Raw genomic sequence first — 18,377 nt, forward strand, 5'->3', positions numbered from 1 at the left:
AAGCCGCATTCAGGTGATTGTTGAGGGGCTGTTTGCCGAAGAAGGCAAGGTCATTTCACTGACCTGTTTCCCGTACTTAAAAAACACGACGTTATTAATTTGAATTAGTATTACACGCTTGCTTGAACCATAGAAAACTCTAAACTTGTGGACTGTGGCGTCATCAAACAACGTATGATCCAGTGTATTCGATTCAGGGAAAAAGAGAAGCCCTACTAAATGGTAAGTCGGGTGAGAATGACAACTCCGCTATGGTGGAGTTGTCATTTGGATGAGTCAAATATATTGAAAAAATTCTAACCAAATATTTGGTTATCATAACAGTACTAGCGTTACAATCGTCGGCGGAGACATTCAAGTCCGAATTGTCAGAATCCCGCTCAACAAGAATTATATTTTTACACTTCACCAATAGCTGCCTGAGAAAAATCTCTAGTGTACTATTGCAAGTACAGGTAGCTTTTATCACAGATTATTGATATCCTTTACAAGCTATTCTACACCCTCTGTAGTTAAGTTAGCGATTTTGGCCTACCCCTAAAAGATAGACATAATCACACAGTTTGTCACTTATACAGGTTCGAAGCCGGTTGCCATAAGTAGTTGTAAACGTATTTGTAGGCTTGTAAAAACATGTCCATGGTAGTCCATTTTTACCGATTTTATTGCTGGTAGAAGCCATTTATGTAGGCGATAGCTCTAGGTTTGCTTGACCTTGTCGCAGCCTAGATCTAATCTGTTTTTCGGTATTTCTGGTTGTTTCAATGTTACTGAACTTGATAAACCCAGTTGTTTGAGTATTTATGTATCGATATCCGTAGCTGGAATTACTTTTCGCAACTACCGGCATGCTACAAGTTGCCTTCACCAGACTTTAATGAGTTTTCAGGACAGTAGCACTTTTTGGGTAAATTATACGAACCATCGAGGGGTTTGGGCTATGTCTAAACCTTCTGGATGCTATGCTGTTATGGAAGCCGGAACAGCATAGCATCCCATGAGTATCCCCATACGTTTAGCGCTTGATTGGACTCCCAATACCAACCACACCGGATTTTACGTTGCCCTGGCCAAAGGCCTATATAAAAAGGCAGGTCTCGATATTGAGATTATCCTCCCGGATAAAGACAACTACCAGCTAACACCCGCCAAACGGGTGGCATCGGGACAGGCCGATCTGGCGATCACACCCTCCGAAAGTATCATTAGCTTTCAAACGAACGGTGTACCGCTGGTGGCGGTGGCTGCCGTACTGGCTCGCGATGCCAGTGCGATTGTAACCCTGAAACAGAGTGGTATCGATCATCCCCGCCAACTGGACGGGAAGGTATATGCTTCCTACGGAGCGCGCTACGAAGACGAAATCGTTCGGCAGATGATTCAGAACGACGGTGGGCGTGGGCAGTTTGTCTCGCATCAACCCGCCCGGCTGGATATCTGGCAATCGTTATTGACGAACGAAGCCGACGCTACGTGGATATTTCTGCCCTGGGAAGGCGTAGAAGCCGATATTAAAGGGATTGAACTCAACCAGTTTCTGCTGGATGATTATGAGATTCCGTACGGCTATAGTCCTGTATTGGCTGCCCACCGCGATTGGACCGACCAGAATGCCGATGCGTTGCGTCAATTCATGGAAGCCGCGTCGGCTGGGTTCCGGTTTGCGGTTGAGGACTCCGACGAAGCGGCCCGTTTGCTGATCGAGACAGCGAAGCACCCAACGCTGAAGAACCGAAACTTTGTGGAACAGAGTCAGCAACTGGCGTCGGGTTATTACCTGGATGGCGAAGGTCAGTGGGGATTCATGCACCGTAATGTATGGGCGTCGTTTGCCAACTGGCTCACGCGCAACCACCTCATTGCTGACAAGGAAGGTGAACTGGTTCAGCGGATCGACCCGGCAAACCTGTTTACGAACGAATTTCTATCGGAGGTACCCGTACTGATTCGGTAAGGCAGTACGCTTACCCGCCAATAGTAGCCATCGATTCGATGATGGTATCGCGCTTTTGTTCTGCTTCGAATCCGGTAGCGGGTCGGTGGGCAAAAGCGCGCAAGAAAGCCGCTGTCAGCTCATCATCACTGTCGCCCCGGCGGAGCAACGCCCGTACGTCGAGTACACCATCATCATAGAGGCAGGTTTTCAGCGTCCCCTGGGCTGTCAGCCGAATGCGGTTGCAGGTGCCGCAGAACGTCCGGCTGAAAGCGGCAATGATACCAATAGTGCCCTGATGGCCGGGGACCTGGTAATTCGCCGAAGTCGAGAACGGGGGATCGGGGAGTTTTTGAAGGTCAGGGTAGTGCGCCCGTAGTTCATCGACAATACGCCGGTGGGTCCAGTGCAGCACCGGGTAATGACTGCCTTCGCCATTGAACGGCATCTCTTCGATAAACCGGACATCGACCGGCCGCGTCCGGGCCAGATCGGCCAGGGGGACCAGATCCTGGGTATTCTGCCCATCCATCACCACCGCGTTGATCTTCGTCTGGATACCAGCCTCCAGCAGCGCATCGAGCGTATGAAGAACAGCGGGAAGTTCATCGCGCCGGGTGATCTTGTGGAACCGCTCCCGATCGAGCGTGTCGAGGCTCAAATTAACAGCTTTGACGCCTAACTGGGCCAGCGCCGTTACGTGGGGTGCCGTCAGCACCCCGTTTGTTGTCATGGATATATCGGTCAGGCCATCCACGGTAGCCAGCCGGTGCATAAAGTCCATCAGGCCGGCCCGCACAAACGGTTCGCCACCGGTAATTCTGACTTTCGAAACCCCCAGCCTGGCCAGCACCCGCACAAGCCGCTCCATTTCTTCATAGGTCAGCAACTGCTGTTTGGGCAGGTACTTGATACCTTCCTCGGGCATGCAGTAAAAGCACCGCAGGTTGCAACGATCCGTTACGGCCAGGCGCAGATAAGTGATGGGGCGGTTGTGGTTGTCGAAAATCATAGGCTATCCACCTAACACAAATCTACGAAATTTGATTGCACCACTTTTGGGAAGACCGGGTCCAGATGATCGGTTTCGGCCTTGTACTGGAAAATATAGCCCACAAAACTACTTAACAGATGGGTTTGTGAAAAAAGATGACCGCAACAAGCAATAAGTACTGTTTGTTTGACAGTTTAGTATTATTTTTGAGATAAGTTTACTTTATCTACGTGAAGAAAGTAGTTTCTATCGGTCTTTCGCTGCTGTTGCTCTACCACACGCTGGCCTACGTGCTGGTGTGCATTGGTGCGTGGTGGCAGGCGGAACATGACCTGTCGAAGAAACTGCTGGTCTACCGATCGGTAGATAGTATCGTTGAGTTTCAGATCCCGATGAGTAACCGGCCCGAAGCGGTCGAAATAAGTCGTACAACAGCCGATGGATTTACGTACAACGGACACTACTACGACGTTGTTAGTCTGGAAATCCAGGGCGACATTCTTCACATTGCCGCGCTGGAGTCTGAAAGTCGCTCATTCTGGCAGAGCGATCTGCTGTCGTTTCTGAACGATCATATTGCCGGTGCCACCGATTCGCACCGCAAAACCAGTCAATTCCTGAAATTTCTGCTTAAAGAATACTCCCCCAATTCGGGCGATGTCTTCCGTTTCCTCTCCGCCTGCTGGCGCGACGCCATCCGTATCCCCGACCTTTCGTTCGTGATACCGGCTCGCTCGCTGCCTGTTCATTCGCCCCCGCCCGATGTGTGTGATGGTTTCCTGATGGCGTAAAGGTTTCTTTGTGCGTTACTGTGTCCGATAGTCTGCTAGTGTGCAGGCTCAGTCGATCCTATAGGCCTGCGGTATTTAACGACACGTACAGACCTGTGAAACGACATTGGCAGACGCGCCCATCGACCCCAAAAGCGCCAGGTAATCTGTTCGCCGTAACTACCCCGCGACCTGTATCATACAGGCTCCCGACGCAGGCGGCCGAACCATCTTATCTCACAGTTTACATCGACTTTCCATGAAAACGATTTATACAATCGCGCTGGCTGTTGGCTATGCGCTGGTTTTTAATACCCCTTCAGTACAGGCGCAGGGCTGCGTAGCGGTACGACATATGAGCTGTTCTGCCCCCGCTGGCACCAATTCGGCCGATTTCTTCAAACAACGGACCGGCCACTGGCAGGTCTCGGCTGGCTATCGGTTCTTCCGTTCCTATAAGCACTTCGTGGGTGATGTGGAGCAGAAACAACGGGTGGAGCAGGGAACGCAGGTCATCAACGTATCGCACGCGCTCGACCTGGGTATCACCTACATGCCTTCGCTGCGCTGGTCGGTATCGGCCAATCTGCCTGTTCAGGCAAATGACCGCTCATCGCTCTATGAACATTACGGCAATGCCGCTGCCCAGAATCCCGACCAGAAACGGTTCGATACCCAATCGGGCGGTATTGGTGATCTGCGGATTTCGGGTAGCTACTGGATCGTTAACCCAGCCAGCCTGCCCAAAGCCAACCTCTCGGTGGGGCTGGGTATAAAACTGCCAACCGGCAATTACCGCGCTACCGACGATTTCCACAAGCTGACCAAAGAAGGCCAGGATTATACGGTCAATCTGCCCGTGGATCAGTCGATACAGTTGGGCGATGGCGGGGTTGGAGCCAGCGTTGAGTTGCAGGGGTATGTCCAGTTGACCAAAACCCTGACTGCTTACGCCAATGGGTTTTACCTGTTCAATCCGCGCGAAACCAACGGCGTGCTGCGGAACCCCAATGCCACGACCATCGATCTGGTAGCGGGCCGGTTCTCGGTGGCCGACCAGTTTGCGGCCCGATTGGGACTGAGCCAGTCCATTCCTGGCGTACCGGGTCTGGCCGTTATGTTGGGTGGTCGCGTTGAAGGCGTTCCCGCCATCGATGCCTTCGGCGGTAGCAAAGGCTTCCGTCGGCCGGGTTATATCGTATCGGTAGAGCCGGGCCTGGCCTACATGCGCCACAAAACATCGGCTGCGCTGACCGTGCCCATCGCTGTCTATCGGAACCGCATCACCAGTTACGCCGATCGGCTCGATCCGCTGGGGCTGAAGCATGGCGATGCCGCCTTTGCCGATTACCTCATCTCGTTCAACGTATCCCGCTGGTTTTAATTGAAAAAGGGTTTTCGACAGGATTACAGAGGATTTCAAATGCTCCTCAGCAGTAATTCCTTTTAATCCTGTAATCCTGTCGAAAAGCTTTTTTTCTGACTTTTATGAAAAAGCAACTTCTATATAGTCTTTGCCTGTTGATGCTGGTGGCCGTTCCGGCGCTGGCCCAGATGCCCCACGATGCTATTTACATGCCAAAGAAAACGATTTGTATCGCCGGTATGTATGGGCAGAGTTCCTGGTCGCAGTACTGGGAAGGAACGCTCAAACGCGAGAACTTTAATATCGGCACACACACCACCCGGAGCCTGTCGGTGATGCCCGCCATTGGTATCAGCAATCGGGTCAATGTCATCCTGAACCTGCCTTATGTCTGGACGAGTACCAGCGCCGGTAATCTGATGGGTCAGGAAGGGTTTCAGGATGCTTCGGCCTGGCTGAAGATCAAAGCGCTGCAATACGGCGGTTTTTCGGTCAACGCCATCGTGGGCGGGTCGGTCCCCGTGAGTAAGTACGTCCCGGATTTTCTGCCTATGTCCATTGGCTTACAGGCCCGTACGGCTACGGGACGGCTCCTGCTGAACTACACCCATCCGTCAACCGGTCTCTATGCAACGGCCCACGGTTCATATACCTGGCGTAGTACGATTCGTATCGACCGCGATGCGTATCAGGCCAACGAGCGGGTGTATAATACCCACGAGGTGAGCGTCCCGAATATGTACGATGCCGCTGTACGGTTCGGTATGCTTCGCCGGACCTGGCAAACCGAAGTGTTTGCGGAGCGGATGGCCGCGTTGAGTGGCGACGATATCCGCCGGAACGACATGCCCTTTCCAACCAACAATATGCAGGCTACGCAGGTGGGCTGGTACGGTAAAGTTCAGCCCCGCAACATCGGCCTGAACGCCCGGGTCGCCTACGTTACCAGTGGCCGCAACGCCGGTCAGAGCACCAGCTATACGGTAGGTGTTTTATTCCAGTTAAATGTCAAGTAAGACTTCCCATGAAACCTACATATCGTACGCTTGTCGTAATCAGCCTCGCCCTCGGACTTGTTTCGACCGGGCTGATTTCCTGCGACAAAACCATTGAAGAACCACAGCGCGTCGGGTATGCTCCTGCTGACGTGGATGCCAGCGCTGGTACCTGGAAAACCTATATTCTTACCAGCCCGGCCAGTGTAACGGTGGCGTCGCCCTCGGCAACATCGTCGGCCGACTATCAGGCCGAACTAACTGAACTGCGATCGAAGTCAACCAGTCTGACACCGGAGCAGCAGGAAGCCGTAGTGTACTGGGGGGCTGGAGCCGTATACCGCTGGAACGAGATAGCCCGTGAACTGGCTGCCCGCTACAACGTGCCGCCTGCGTCCAATGCCGACGGGAAATATCCCATCCCGGATGCCGCCAATCCGCTGGCCGACCCCAAATTTCCCTTTGCCAATCCACCGTATACCGCCCGCGCGCTGGCCTACATGAGCGTGGCACAGTATGATGCGCTGGTGGCTGCCTGGAACTATAAATATGCGTTCAAACGGCTGGCTCCTTCAAAGGTTGACGCCACCATACGCGTGGCCCTGCCAGTATCGGCTCTGCCAGCCTATCCGTCGGAAGATGCCGTTGTGGCGGCTGCGTCGGCAGTTGTGCTGAAGGCGATGTTTCCCGGTGAAGTTGCGTTTATCGATGCTAAAGTGGCCGAACACCGCAATAGCCGCCAGTGGGCGGGCATGAACGTGACGAGCGATCTGACGGCCGGTGCTGACCTTGGTATGCAGGTAGGAGCCAAGGTGATGGCGCGTGCCAGAGCCGATGGCATGAGTACGTCAAACAACCAGACCCTCACGGCCGGTATGATCGAAGCGGCCAAAAGCCGGGGGCAGGCCGATATCTGGCTAAGCCAGGAGTCGCCCGCTCGCCCGCCCATGTTGCCGAATTACGGCGCTGTGTCGACCTGGAACTTCGACCGGGCTACGCTGGTGAAGCTACGTCCGGGTCCGGCTCCCCAGCCCGGCACCGAACAGTTTATTAAGGAGCTTGACGAGCTGAAGGCCATTCAGAAGAACCAGACGCGGGAGCAGGCGCGCATCGCCAATTACTGGGCCGACGGCGCTGGTAGCTACACCCCCCCCGGCCACTGGCACCGCACGGCTGCCGATGCCGCCCACGAAGCCAAATTCAGCGAAGTGCGCATGGCCCGAACGCTGGCCCTGGTAGGTACCACCCTCCAGGATGCGAGCGTGTGCTGCTGGGAAACCAAGTTTTACTACTATACTCCCCGCCCACAGCAGTTTGGCCTGAAAACATCGGTTGGCGTGCCCAATTTCCCGAGCTACGCATCAGGCCACTCAACGTTCTCGGCAGCTGCGGCCATAGTGCTGGGCACTGTATTTCCCAACCGGGCCGACGAGTTCTGGGCAAAGGCCGTAGAAGCGTCGGATTCGCGGATGTATGGCCTGATTCACTTCCGCTCTGACTGTAGCGTGGGCCTTGAGTGCGGCAAAAAAATCGGCAGCTACGCCGTATTACGCGGCAAAGCCGACGGGTCGGGGCTGTAAGAGGTCCGCCTGAACCGCTGCCTGTGTTCCTGTTCGTCTGTTGGATACAGGCAGCGGTACGTTATACGACTGTGCTGTCGGCACATAGCCCGGTCAGCATTCGGCATCGGGGTTTGATGGGCTGTTTATGGGAACAAATGAACGGCCTGACCTGGGCCACTGAAACTGATGCCGGGTATTTCTCCCGGCCAATCCAATCCGATCGTATGATACCTCGTATCTGGAAACCCGTCTGCCTCCTGCTGGTGCTGATGCTTTTGGAGGTCGCCCGTGTCTATTTCATCATGCCGTTCCCCGGTAGCCAGCTCGATGATACGGCTAATTTAAGCCGGGTACAGCTTGCTTACTGGCTACACCAGTATGCTCCCTGGGTCAGGCTGGTCGGTATACTGGCCCTTATTATGCTGGTTGCGCCGGTGCTGGCGCGCCCGGCCCGGCCCTGGCATCGGGGGCTCGTACTGGTTGGCGTACTGCTGTATGCAGCGGTACTGTATATGGTCAATGAGCAGATGATGGCTGATCGCATGTTCCAACAGCCCAGAACCAAGCGCCTGGTATCGCTGTCGCAGAACAGGATACCAATGAATAAACTTGTGCTCGGCCTGATTGAAAACGGCGACGCCCGTGCCTACCCGTTGCAACTGATCGGCTATCACCATCAGGTACGCGACACTATTGGCGGAAAACCCGTTATGATCACGTACTGCACCGTTTGCCGCACAGGCCGGGTGTTCGATCCGGTCGTGGCCGGAAAACCTGAAACGTTCCGGCTGGTGGGCATGGATCATTTCAATGCTATGTTCGAAGATGAACGCACCGGATCGTGGTGGCGGCAGGCAACGGGAGAAGCCATACTGGGGCCGCAAAAAGGGCAGATACTCACCGAACTGCCAGCCCGGCAGATGACGCTGGCAGCGTGGTCGGGCGAACACCCCACGACGCTGGTCATGCAGCCAGACCCCGCCTTCAAGGAAGAAACGGATAGCCTGGCCACCTATGACCTGGGTCTGAAGCGTGGCAAACTGACCGGTCGGGATGTGGCGTCGTGGCATGACAAATCATGGGTGGTCGGGGTGCTGGCCGGTGGTGACGCCACCGCCTTCGACTGGAATGATCTGGCAAAAAAGCGACTCATCCAGCATACGGTAGGCGGCCAGCCCGTTGTACTGATGATGGCACCCGACAGCCTGAGCTTCGGCGCGTTCAGCCGGCAGTTGGGTGGGCAGACGCTCACCTTTTCTCAAGGCTCAAATGGCTGGTTTTCGGATGTAAAAACGGGTTCCGTCTGGAATGCTCAGGGGCGCGCCCTGTCGGGGCCATTGGCCGGACAGCAACTGTCACCGGTACGCGCTTACCAGGAATTCTGGCATTCGTGGCGGTCTTTTCATCCGGCAACGAGGCAGCTGCGCTAGCCAGGCCATTGGCGCAGAATATCGAAGTGGGCAATAGTCTATACGTTTGCGCGGTTATCTTTACGTTACTAACCCGTAGCCATGCGCCTGACACTACCCATTGCCGTCTTTCTTCTGTCTTTTTTTGTTAACAGCCCGACACACGCCCAGGGCCTGGTCGATGGCTTTATGCGCGGCCAGCGCAAGGCCAGCCTGGCGGTCTCTTACTCGCAGGAATCGTATGACTCCTATTACACAGGGAAGACCGAAATCCGTAATCCCAATCTCGGTACTGTTTTTACCCAATCACTAAACCTCTATGGTACATACGGGTTGGGCTACGACCTGGACCTGATCGTGTCGGCGCCTTACGTCCGCACCGAAGCCAGCGCGGGGTACTGGCAGAAACAGGAAGGCTTTCAGGACCTGTCGGCTGCCCTGCGCTGGGAAGCCTTCGACTACAAGATTGGAAGTGCGCGGCTTTCGTGGTTGTTTGCCGTGGGGTATTCGCTGCCGTTGCAGAACTATGTGATCGACGCGCCGGTAGCCATCGGCCACGGCTCCCGCAACCTCGACGGCCGCACGCTGCTGCATTTTAAATCCGGCGCTTTTTTTCTGACCGGTCAGCTGGGCTATATCCGACGCGGGCAGGTTACCCTCGACCGGGTCGTCAATTATTATGATCCCGACAACCTGAATCCCAACAGCAGCTCTACCGTCAACGTGCCCGATGTTATCGACGCGGTCATTCGGGGCGGGGTGGCCACGAAGCACTTCTATATCGATGGCTGGGTTCAGCAGCAGCGCCCTTACAACAAAGGGACGGATATAGCTCCCGGCATTCCATTTCCTACCAATGCCATTGGTTTTACCCGGACCGGCATCAGTGTTTATCTGCCTCTCATCAAGAAATTTGGCTTGAACGGTGGCTATAGCACGACCCTGAATGGGCAAAATAGCGGTAAAGCCACGCGGCTTAGTGGAGGAATCGTTATCGGGATATGACCCCTGAGTAACCCGTTGGGGAAACAACAACGCATAGCCAGACATTTTCAGTAAAAACATGAGAGCACCTAGTTTATATTCCACCGTTGTCTGCCTGATTTTGTGGCTGGGAGGCTGCAAAGAGCCGGTCATCAACGAAGGGATTTTGCCCCTTACCGAACCCGCCACAACCGATGAGAACGGCGGAACCTGGCGGACGATCATCCTCCGGTCGGCTGCCGATATTACCGTTCCTGAGCCAGCCGCGCTAACCTCTGATGCCTACCAGAAGGAACTGGCTGAAATAAAGAATGGGCTGCTGGGCGTCAACCCCGAAAACAATGCCGCCGTTAACTACTGGGCCGTTGGTGGCGTACATCGCTGGAACCAGATCGCCCGCCTGCTCGTCGCCAAGTACAATACAGCGCCTTTGTATAATGCAGGCACCAATACGTTTACACCCTCGGAGGCCGGCAATCCGTTTGCCAACCCGCCTTATGCAGCCCGGCTGTATGCCCTGCTGAGCGTGGCGCAATATGACGCGCTGGTCGTTGCCTGGAAAGCCAAGTACCAGTACAACCGCCCGTCGATGGTCCGGCAGGGCATCAACTCGCTGATACCGGCGCTCGATGTGCCTTCTTACCCATCGGAGGATGCCGCTGTTGCCGAGGTCTCTGCTCAGATGCTGACGTTTTTCTTTCCGAAAGAGGCCGACTGGATTAAAGCCAAAGCGACCGAACACAAGCAAAGCCGGATCTGGGCCGGTGCCAACGTGACGAGCGATGTGAAGGCTGGCGAACAACTGGCGGCAGCGGTGGCGGCCAAAGTCCTTGTCTGGGCCAGGACCGACCACTTCGATGGGGCCGGTGACGCCGGTAATACCTGGGAAAATGCCATTGCCAATGCGCCCTATGATGTGAAATGGACCAGCCTGGAAATTCCGGCCCGGCCCCCGATGCTGCCCCTGGGTGGTATGGTGAAAACATGGTATGACTCAACCGCGATAGCCAAAGCGACGCCCGGCGCGCCCCCCGCAACGACCTCGGCTGCGTTTCAGAAAGCCCTGGCCGAAGTCCGCACCATTGCCGATAGCCGCACCCGCGAACAGTGGCGCATCGCCGATTTCTGGTTCGACGGCGCTGGAACTTATACCCCCCCCGGCCACTGGAATTTGATTGCCGAGGACCTCATCCGGCAGGACCGCCAGAATGAACTGCGGGCCGCCCGCAGCTATGCCCTCATGAACCGGGCCATGCAGGATGCTATCACGGCATGCTGGGATACGAAATATAAATTCTACGTGCCGCGCCCTTCGCAAATGGACCCGGCTATCAAAACAGTGGCCGGTATCCCTAACTTCCCGAGCTATACCGCCGACCATGCCACATTTGCTGCGTCGGCCACTACCGTGCTGGGTTATCTCTTCCCCAGCGAGTCGGCCAGCCTGAACGCACAGGCGCAGGAAGCCACGCTGTCGCAGTTATATGGCGGTATACATTACCGGTTCGACAACGAAGAAGGGGCCCGATGCGGCACCTCCGTGGGCAACGTCGCCGTCGACTGGGCTGCCGCCGATGGGGCGAAGTAGGCACAGCCCTGCCAGTGGTCGAAGACCCTGGTAGTGGCTCGTTTTAGTGTTGGGGCCTTGGATCACTGTCAGGGTCAACATTATAGGGGTCAATAACCACTACCAGGGTCTTGGATCACTGTCAGGGTCAACATTACCGGGGTCAATAACCACTACCAGGGTCTTCGACCACTGGCAGGGTTTATCGCAGCAGCAAGGCCGACCGGTAAACGGCGGGGTTTGCCAGCCTCAGGTAAAAATAGCCTGTGCCCGAGAGACCCAGCATGAAGTCAGGTATCTGGTAGTCGTTATAAAGGCCATTGGCCCATAAGCCTGTTTGTTCATAACGCGCCTGGCCCATCTGACCGACGGCTTCGGCCTGCTGTCGCCAGTCAGGAATTTGTAAGATGTCGGCGGCTTCGAGGAGGGTATCGGCATTGCCGGCCAGTCCGTGGCAGAGTGAGAAATTGGGCTGTTGTTCCCAGGTCAGTTGCTGCGCCGTGGTCTGAAGGCCTGTCTCGGCTTCGGCGCGCAGGGCCGGGTGCTGCGTCAGTTCATAGCCGCGCAGCCGCGCAAGCGCAATGCCCGGTGCGCCATGGCACCAGGCGCAGGAGCAAACCGGGCCAGGGGCCTCTCCCTGGGTATGGGGGGGATTGGCGACCCGGAAATCGGGCCAGTTCTGCTGCTGCTGATCAAAAAAAGCATTTTCGTAGCGTAACCCCTGAAAGGCAGCTTCCTGGCATCGGCTATCCCCCGTGAGCGTGAAGGCTTCGAACAGCGCGTTGACAATACCCGCGACGCCATGCGCCATACCCGTCAGATTCCGGTAGCCCGAACCGGGCAGGGTAACCCACGAGTAGCCTTCGGGCGACCGTTCGGCGCGGCTTACCAGCTGATCGGCCAGGCGACTGATACAGGGGCGAAGTTCCGGCAACGACTGTTCGCGTTCCAGTTGAACCAGCGCCGGTATGGCACCGGCTGCTCCGTCGATCACGTCGATACCGGTTTCCTCCAGATCGAGTTCAGTTACGGCCTGGAGTAGTCGCCGACCTTCATCCACCAGCGCGTCGTCATTCAGCCAGTGCCCGCCCCGGATGGCTGCGTAAGCGATGCCTGTCCAGCCGGAGAAAAAACCCAGGCGGGCAGTGGGCAGTATGTTCCGGGCCGTAGCCAGCGTGTTTTGAAAGGTTCCCCGCGCCGTTTTTCGAACGAACGGGTCGCCTGTGGCGTGGTACAGGGCTGCCAGGAAAAAAGCCACGCCCGCCGACCCGGCATAAAAGTCGGCTTCCAGTGCTTTAAAATAAGGTTTTGGGTACTCGAAAGCCGGATCGTTGGTCGAGGTCAGGAAATTACAGCGTGGTCCCTGCCAGATGGCATCGCGGCAGATCAGCCGACCAATCTGGGCGGCCGTATCGACAAACGCATTCGCCGTAGCAGCCACTGTTGGGGGTAGGGGTGTGGTAAGCGTTTCCATGCGGGCTTAGTTGGACGAAAAGTCAGGAAAACAGTACGGATAGTGGGCGCGGGGATTCCGGTAGGGATGATCGATCGATAGACCGAGTTCCATGAACACCGCCCGAATGGCATCGATATAGGTGTCTGCGGGCTGCTGATTAGCTACGGCGGTCGCTATTCCCTGAGCAACAAGGACGCAACGGCTGGTCCCGAAACTTTCGGCAGGATTAGGGGGACTTTCGGCAAAGGCAACGCCCGGTGTCAACAGCCGCGTAAACAGCGGTACCGTCGGTAACAGATACGGTCGCAACTGGGGCAGGTCGCTGGCGAGCAGGTCCAGTACATGACTGACATACGGTTTTTGAAGGTACAGTACGGCCGGGTCGCTGCGGCCGTAAAGGTCAGGGTGGTTCAGGCATTTGAACTGGAAGGGTATCCGGTGGGTATTCAGCGTCTGCGTCACCCACGCCAGGAGCCGGGTGCTGCCCTCGGGTACCGTGTGGAAATAGAGCCGGGTTTGCAGGGTTACTGACTCATCGCCGGGGGTTTGTCCGAATACGTAGTAGAAACCACGCTGGGCATCGCGGTGGTCGGGGTGCAGGTGTAGCCGCAAGATGTCGCCGGGCTGAGCCGGACCCCGTTTGGGCTGGTCATAGACAAACTCACCCGCGTATACCATCCGCCGGTCGTTACCTTTCGCGGCATAGATAGTGCCGGCCATGTCGACGGCCGATACGGTCCAGGGGCTATCGAACTGCTCCCGGCTGTGGTTAGCGCAGCGGAGGGCATCGACGAACGAATCAGGGGACGGCCCGGCTCCGCTTTCGCCGGGCTGATACCCGTCGCCAGCGCAGTAGAAATGCTGATAAATGAGGCTGGTCAGCGTCGTTCGCAGCGTGCCGGGCTCATACGCTGTTTCCGACCCATCGGTGGCGAGCGTAATCCGGTGATGAGCCGCGTCGATACGCAGGCCGTCGAGGATAGTGGCGATCTGATCTTCGTAGTGGGTTTGCATGGCGAGTGACATTAATAGGGTAGGCTCAGCACAGACCGGATGGCGTCTTCGGGCGAGCGCAGCATGTTCAGGCTCAGTTGCAGCATCCGGGCCGATGGCATAGGCAGTACAGGTGCCTGCTGAATACTTTCGTAGCAGGTATGAATGAGCTTCAGGGCGCAGTAGCCTACCATTTTAAGCAGGTTCGAGCGGGCCTCTTCCGCGGTCCAGTCCATCCGGTCGACGTAGGTTTGCCAGAACTGCCGCATGGAAGGTTGCATCGTATCGAGGGTAAATCCGGACGAAGCCTGCCCCGCTTGCCCGGCCTGTGGCTCGTGCACGACCCAGTAAAACAGATAGCTCTGAAAAACAGCCGCTACGTCCCAGCAAGGGTCACCGATGTCGGCCGTTTCCCAGTCGATGAGCCGCAGGGCATAGGCCCCGGCCTGATCAGGAGCCAGCTGTTCGGAACGAGACTGACTGAGGAGAAAGTTGGCTGGTTTAATGTCGCCGTGGGTGAGACTGGTGACCGCCCATTTCTTGCGAACATCCGCCAGTTTCTGCATGTAGTCGCCGTTCTGCGTGATAAGCTGTACCATCTGCCGCTCCGCTTCGCTCCGTTGCGTACCATAGGCTGGAAACCCCGACTCGCTCCAGAGGAACACCGCTGGCGGCTGCCTCCGGAACAGCTGCAGGCTGGGGCCATCCTGTGCCGTCGTTGAAATCGGTTTATGAAACGTAGTCAGCAGTTCGGCCATTTGGGCGGCCAGCGCAGTCGGAAAGGTCTGCTGTTGCAGGTAGAAGTCGTTCAGATTGATGGCTCCGTCGATGGCTTCCGTAATAAGAATATGATTTTGGCGATCGAAATCTACGTAGGCTGGCAGAAAAGCGTTTAGCTGTGCATAGGCCACTTCGTTGTTGGCCAGCCAGTAGCAGGTGGCCTCGGTGCGGAGTGTCTGGATCTTCTCCTGATCCCACACCTGTACCTGTTTCACGAAAAGCGCACCGGCTCTATCCCGATTGATGAGGTAATTGGTATGGCGGCTGGATGTCTGATGCGCCGTAAAGGAGCCGTCGAGCAGCGAATCGGCGGGCAGGTAGCCTTTATCCAGTAAGTAATGGGCGATGTTAAACCCCGTCAGCAGCATGGTCGGGTCGGTTAGGAATGATTTAATCATAGTTGGCTTACCCCCGGCGCGAGTCGGGGGTAAGCCAACTATCGACTACATGTATGGATTGAACGCACCGTAGCCGTAATAGCCACCCTGCTGGGTCGTATCGGGCTGACCGCCCATGAAGCCGATGCCCGGTTGGCCAACGATTGTCTGGACGATGGTTGGGTCGGTGATCGTTTTCCAGGGAGGGACTATCGTTCCGCCACCGCAGGGAATCCTCGTACCGCCAAAACAAGGCACCCTCGTGATTGTGAAGCACGTGATCGGACAGTTGACGATCGGTCTCGTAATGCCCCCGCAGGCGATCGGCGAACAGGTGTTTATACTACAGATCGTCTGAAAACAGGTCGACAGCGAGCATTGCGACACAAGCCTCGTTCTCCAGGTCAGACAGATGGGCGGCTGCGTGACCGGACAGACGATAGCGACGCTTTTCACACCCGGCCCGCAGAGGGCCGTTGCCATAAACTGCCCGCCCTGCTGGGTCGTGTCGGGTTGGCCGCCCATAAAGCCAGTCATCTGGGTCGTATCGGGTTGCCCGCCGAAAGCACTGTACTGCTGCATGATGTCGCCTTCGAGGAAGGTGCTCCGGGGTCGGTTCGCCGATTTTGGATCGCCATACGTGACCACCGCGTCGGCGCGGAGCCACAGCTTACTGCCGCCCAGCGACGACTCGGCCGGGCTCATCTTTACCGCGTGTACAATAGCTTCTTCGGGTACTTCGACAAACCCGTTCAGGCTATCGTCGGCGTAAACACGAATATGGCCCGGCTCGGACGATGCGCCCAGGTAGCCCTGCATAACGGTAAGCTGATCGGTGTTTCGGGGGTCGCTGCGCACGGTGCCCACCCAGTCGTCCAGCTCGTAGGGTTTCTTATTTTCCATGGTTCATTAAGGTTTAGGAATAATCAGTATAATCCAGTATTGGATTCGGGTTGAAAATGCGGGCGGGCCACGCCAGTGAGCTGGTAGCGCAAACGGACATAGCCTGCCGGCGTACTAGGAACTCAGGCCCATCAGGATGTCTTCGAAGGCCTGATAATCATCCGTCGTGAGACTGGCTCCATTGCCGAAGAGCACCCCCGGAAACTGGTCGACGGGTGCTACCATAGGCCTCGCTGTATTACCGGTAGGTACAACAACACCCTGGAGCCGTGCCAGCAGCGTAGCGCGGTGCGCATCGGCCAGACCGGCACCAGTAGCCAGGTCGTAGCCAGTACCCGCAATGCCTCCTGTGCTGGGATTGCCTATGCCAGCCGTGACGTCGATAGCGGTTCGTTTCAAAATATCCCGGGTCTGCGCCGGCGTCAGGCGGGCGTTGGCCTGCTTCATCAGCGCACAGATACCGGCCAGTTGCGGAGCGGCTGCCGAAGTGCCGCTAAACGCGGCCCAGCCATCGTTGTTAGCTGTTTCGTCTTTAGCCGGATGCGTTCCTCCGCTCAGCCCCGTGTCTATTTCGTCACCCGGCTCAACGGGTAGCATGATGTAAGCCGCACTTGGCCGCATCCCCACCAGCCCCGATACGTCGGGAACGTTGCGGCCGGGATAAAGCAGGCTGGCAAAGCCACTGGCGTAGTCACTGGCCATGAGCGACCCGTCGGGCTGCATGAACACGCCCCCCGCCGAAATCACGTCGGGATGCTGACCCGGAAAGCCAAAATGGCCGTTACCGGCTGAAAAGACGACGATTATACCCCGCCGAACGGCATTAGCCACGGCCGCAGCCAGTACATTGTCGGCGGCCGACAGGGGCCCCGACCGGACGCTTGAGCCCCAGCTACAGGAGATGATGTGGGGGTTGAGCGCTACGGCCGCATTGAAACTGCCGGCCGAATCGACAAAGCTCATCTTCACCATCGTAAACGTAGCGTCGGGGGCAGCGGCCAGCAGGTTCGCCGATTCACCGGTGCCGTGACCACTTTCATCCCGGTCAGGGGCAGAGGCTCCCGGTCCCAGAACGACGGGCGTAGTGCGATAGCCACGACTGACGAAATAAGGATGCCGATACCAGCCCGAATCGACCATGACGGCCCGGATGCCGCGTCCGGTATAGCCGGCCCGGTGGGCGCGGTCGGCATTGAGACCCAGCGAGACGTCGCCCGGCATGGTCAGATGCCAGTAGTCGCGGGTTGGCGCAAACTTGTTAGCGAAGTAATAGACGGGCCGGTTGATGGATACACCTTCGAGTACGTCAGACAGGTCGCTTTCACCCGTGTCGATCAGGCCCACCACATCCGTATTGGAGGAGTCGAACATTTCGGCGGTGGTTTCTTTCCCCTCTTCCTTGATCACCGGTTCTTCATTGCTGGTGATTCTGGTTTTAAATACCTTCTCGAATACGTCGATGGGGGCAGAAATGGAGATCGTGGTGTCGCCCACCTGTAACACGTCGAAACCGTTGGCCTGTAGTTTACGAACGGCCGCATCGGTCATCTGCTTGTCCGACCCGAAATTCTGCACCGTGTCGGCCCGGATGTCGGTCGACTGAACGCTGAACAGCGACGTGCCGCCTATCGAACGCACGGAGGCATGAGCGAATAACACTTTGTCTTTGCTAACTTTTGCCATGATCGTATAGTATGAGTTTAGTTGAAATACTGAGTTGGTTCTGCCAGCACGATACCCTGAACGACTGATTGCACCGGAGCCGGAATCGTAGCTGGTTTGTCGATGCGGTAGTAGGTCTGGCCGTCCTGTTCATAGGCTGTGAGATGCATCCCGAAAACGGATTCGAACTGTGTTTTCGGACCGGAGATCGATAGGGTAATGCCCGGCTGCTCGATCCGAAATCCCACCTGTTCGAAGTAGGTGACGGCCTTCGCTACGGCCGCGCTGTCGGGCCGCAGCCCATCGATCTGGTCGGCCGTAGCGGCTACGTCCAGTACGGATCGCCCCGATGGAGCCTTCAGTACGACACTGGCATACACGCGTTGTTCTGTTTCCATAGTCGATGAAAAAAGAGGGTGGCTGCGTTGGCAACCGATCAGTAAAAGGAACCCCATCACTACGTAGTGCTTCATACATGCGGTTTTTCCGCCGGTCAGGCACCAGCAGCTGTTGCTACCACTCATCGGCCCGGACGGAGTCTTTAGCGATGAGTCGTTGGTAGAGCGGAAAAGGATAACAATTTCTGAAGGAAATGTAAAACTAGTGTTCTGTTATTCAGCGGTTTA

At 56.4% G+C, this 18,377-nt stretch carries 15 protein-coding genes; 8 read left to right on the top strand and 7 right to left on the bottom strand.

Features of this window, described 5'->3' with window-relative positions; translation table 11 throughout:
* The first annotated feature begins 997 nt into the window (after nucleotides 1-997).
* Nucleotides 998-1,954, top strand: coding sequence for an ABC transporter substrate-binding protein (locus FH603_RS08755; RefSeq protein ID WP_186737097.1), 957 nt, complete (start codon nucleotides 998-1,000; stop codon nucleotides 1,952-1,954).
* Between the two features lie 10 nt (nucleotides 1,955-1,964).
* Here the strand turns inward: FH603_RS08755 and moaA are convergent, their stop codons facing one another.
* A complete protein-coding gene (gene moaA / locus FH603_RS08760) occupies nucleotides 1,965-2,945 on the bottom strand; it encodes a GTP 3',8-cyclase MoaA (protein ID WP_186737098.1) in 981 nt (326 codons plus the stop codon).
* 212 nt (nucleotides 2,946-3,157) lie between these two features.
* On the opposite strand from moaA, the gene FH603_RS08765 reads away from it, so the two are divergent.
* The 7 genes from FH603_RS08765 (at nucleotide 3,158) to FH603_RS08795 (ending at nucleotide 11,601) form a co-directional block, all read left to right on the top strand.
* Complete coding sequence (locus FH603_RS08765; RefSeq protein WP_186737099.1) at nucleotides 3,158-3,718, top strand: hypothetical protein; 561 nt, start codon at nucleotides 3,158-3,160, stop codon at nucleotides 3,716-3,718.
* A 238-nt stretch (nucleotides 3,719-3,956) separates the two neighbouring features.
* On the top strand, nucleotides 3,957-5,081 hold the full coding sequence (locus FH603_RS08770) for a hypothetical protein (protein WP_186737100.1): 1,125 nt from the start codon (nucleotides 3,957-3,959) through the stop codon (nucleotides 5,079-5,081).
* 104 nt (nucleotides 5,082-5,185) lie between these two features.
* On the top strand, nucleotides 5,186-6,079 hold the full coding sequence (locus tag FH603_RS08775; protein WP_186737101.1) for a hypothetical protein: 894 nt from the start codon (nucleotides 5,186-5,188) through the stop codon (nucleotides 6,077-6,079).
* Nucleotides 6,080-6,087: 8 nt separating this feature from the next.
* Nucleotides 6,088-7,638 carry a phosphatase PAP2 family protein gene (locus tag FH603_RS08780; protein ID WP_186737102.1) on the top strand — a complete coding sequence of 517 codons (1,551 nt, stop codon included), beginning with the start codon at nucleotides 6,088-6,090 and terminating at the stop codon, nucleotides 7,636-7,638.
* A 206-nt stretch (nucleotides 7,639-7,844) separates the two neighbouring features.
* On the top strand, nucleotides 7,845-9,050 hold the full coding sequence (locus tag FH603_RS08785) for a DUF3179 domain-containing (seleno)protein (RefSeq protein WP_186737103.1): 1,206 nt from the start codon (nucleotides 7,845-7,847) through the stop codon (nucleotides 9,048-9,050).
* Between the two features lie 81 nt (nucleotides 9,051-9,131).
* Nucleotides 9,132-10,034 (top strand): hypothetical protein, encoded by a 903-nt coding sequence (locus tag FH603_RS08790; RefSeq protein ID WP_186737104.1) that lies wholly within the window; start codon nucleotides 9,132-9,134, stop codon nucleotides 10,032-10,034.
* A 58-nt stretch (nucleotides 10,035-10,092) separates the two neighbouring features.
* A complete protein-coding gene (locus FH603_RS08795) occupies nucleotides 10,093-11,601 on the top strand; it encodes a vanadium-dependent haloperoxidase (protein ID WP_186737105.1) in 1,509 nt (502 codons plus the stop codon).
* Nucleotides 11,602-11,782: 181 nt separating this feature from the next.
* Here FH603_RS08795 and FH603_RS08800 read toward each other — a convergent pair whose 3' ends face one another.
* The 6 genes from FH603_RS08800 to FH603_RS08825 form a co-directional block, all read right to left on the bottom strand.
* A complete protein-coding gene (locus tag FH603_RS08800; RefSeq protein WP_186737106.1) occupies nucleotides 11,783-13,054 on the bottom strand; it encodes a lanthionine synthetase LanC family protein in 1,272 nt (423 codons plus the stop codon).
* Between the two features lie 6 nt (nucleotides 13,055-13,060).
* Entirely contained in the window at nucleotides 13,061-14,050 is a 990-nt protein-coding gene (locus FH603_RS08805) for a T3SS effector HopA1 family protein (protein ID WP_186737107.1), read from the bottom strand.
* Nucleotides 14,051-14,061: 11 nt separating this feature from the next.
* On the bottom strand, nucleotides 14,062-15,207 hold the full coding sequence (locus tag FH603_RS08810) for a phosphotransferase family protein (protein ID WP_186737108.1): 1,146 nt from the start codon (nucleotides 15,205-15,207) through the stop codon (nucleotides 14,062-14,064).
* 45 nt (nucleotides 15,208-15,252) lie between these two features.
* Entirely contained in the window at nucleotides 15,253-16,089 is an 837-nt protein-coding gene (locus FH603_RS08815) for a hypothetical protein (protein ID WP_186737109.1), read from the bottom strand.
* Nucleotides 16,090-16,203: 114 nt separating this feature from the next.
* A complete protein-coding gene (locus FH603_RS08820) occupies nucleotides 16,204-17,772 on the bottom strand; it encodes a S8 family serine peptidase (RefSeq protein ID WP_186737110.1) in 1,569 nt (522 codons plus the stop codon).
* A 17-nt stretch (nucleotides 17,773-17,789) separates the two neighbouring features.
* Nucleotides 17,790-18,149, bottom strand: a complete 360-nt coding sequence (locus FH603_RS08825) for a protease pro-enzyme activation domain-containing protein (protein ID WP_186737111.1) — start codon at nucleotides 18,147-18,149, stop codon at nucleotides 17,790-17,792.
* Between the last annotated feature and the right edge of the window lie 228 nt (nucleotides 18,150-18,377).

The sequence above is a fragment of the Spirosoma utsteinense genome (assembly GCF_014282275.1).
Lineage (GTDB): Bacteria > Bacteroidota > Bacteroidia > Cytophagales > Spirosomataceae > Spirosoma > Spirosoma utsteinense.

Excerpts from the sequence above, each read along its gene's own strand:
- FH603_RS08825 (WP_186737111.1), bottom strand. The coding sequence starts at position 18,149 with ATGGAAACAGAACAACGCGTGTATGCCAGTGTCGTACTGAAGGCTCCA.
- FH603_RS08780 (WP_186737102.1), top strand. The coding sequence starts at position 6,088 with ATGAAACCTACATATCGTACGCTTGTCGTAATCAGCCTCGCCCTCGGA.
- FH603_RS08795 (WP_186737105.1), top strand. The coding sequence starts at position 10,093 with ATGAGAGCACCTAGTTTATATTCCACCGTTGTCTGCCTGATTTTGTGG.
- FH603_RS08790 (WP_186737104.1), top strand. The coding sequence starts at position 9,132 with ATGCGCCTGACACTACCCATTGCCGTCTTTCTTCTGTCTTTTTTTGTT.
- FH603_RS08820 (WP_186737110.1), bottom strand. The coding sequence starts at position 17,772 with ATGGCAAAAGTTAGCAAAGACAAAGTGTTATTCGCTCATGCCTCCGTG.
- FH603_RS08770 (WP_186737100.1), top strand. The coding sequence starts at position 3,957 with ATGAAAACGATTTATACAATCGCGCTGGCTGTTGGCTATGCGCTGGTT.
- FH603_RS08775 (WP_186737101.1), top strand. The coding sequence starts at position 5,186 with ATGAAAAAGCAACTTCTATATAGTCTTTGCCTGTTGATGCTGGTGGCC.
- FH603_RS08815 (WP_186737109.1), bottom strand. The coding sequence starts at position 16,089 with ATGGAAAATAAGAAACCCTACGAGCTGGACGACTGGGTGGGCACCGTG.
- moaA (WP_186737098.1), bottom strand. The coding sequence starts at position 2,945 with ATGATTTTCGACAACCACAACCGCCCCATCACTTATCTGCGCCTGGCC.
- FH603_RS08800 (WP_186737106.1), bottom strand. The coding sequence starts at position 13,054 with ATGGAAACGCTTACCACACCCCTACCCCCAACAGTGGCTGCTACGGCG.
- FH603_RS08755 (WP_186737097.1), top strand. The coding sequence starts at position 998 with ATGAGTATCCCCATACGTTTAGCGCTTGATTGGACTCCCAATACCAAC.
- FH603_RS08785 (WP_186737103.1), top strand. The coding sequence starts at position 7,845 with ATGATACCTCGTATCTGGAAACCCGTCTGCCTCCTGCTGGTGCTGATG.
- FH603_RS08810 (WP_186737108.1), bottom strand. The coding sequence starts at position 15,207 with ATGATTAAATCATTCCTAACCGACCCGACCATGCTGCTGACGGGGTTT.
- FH603_RS08805 (WP_186737107.1), bottom strand. The coding sequence starts at position 14,050 with ATGCAAACCCACTACGAAGATCAGATCGCCACTATCCTCGACGGCCTG.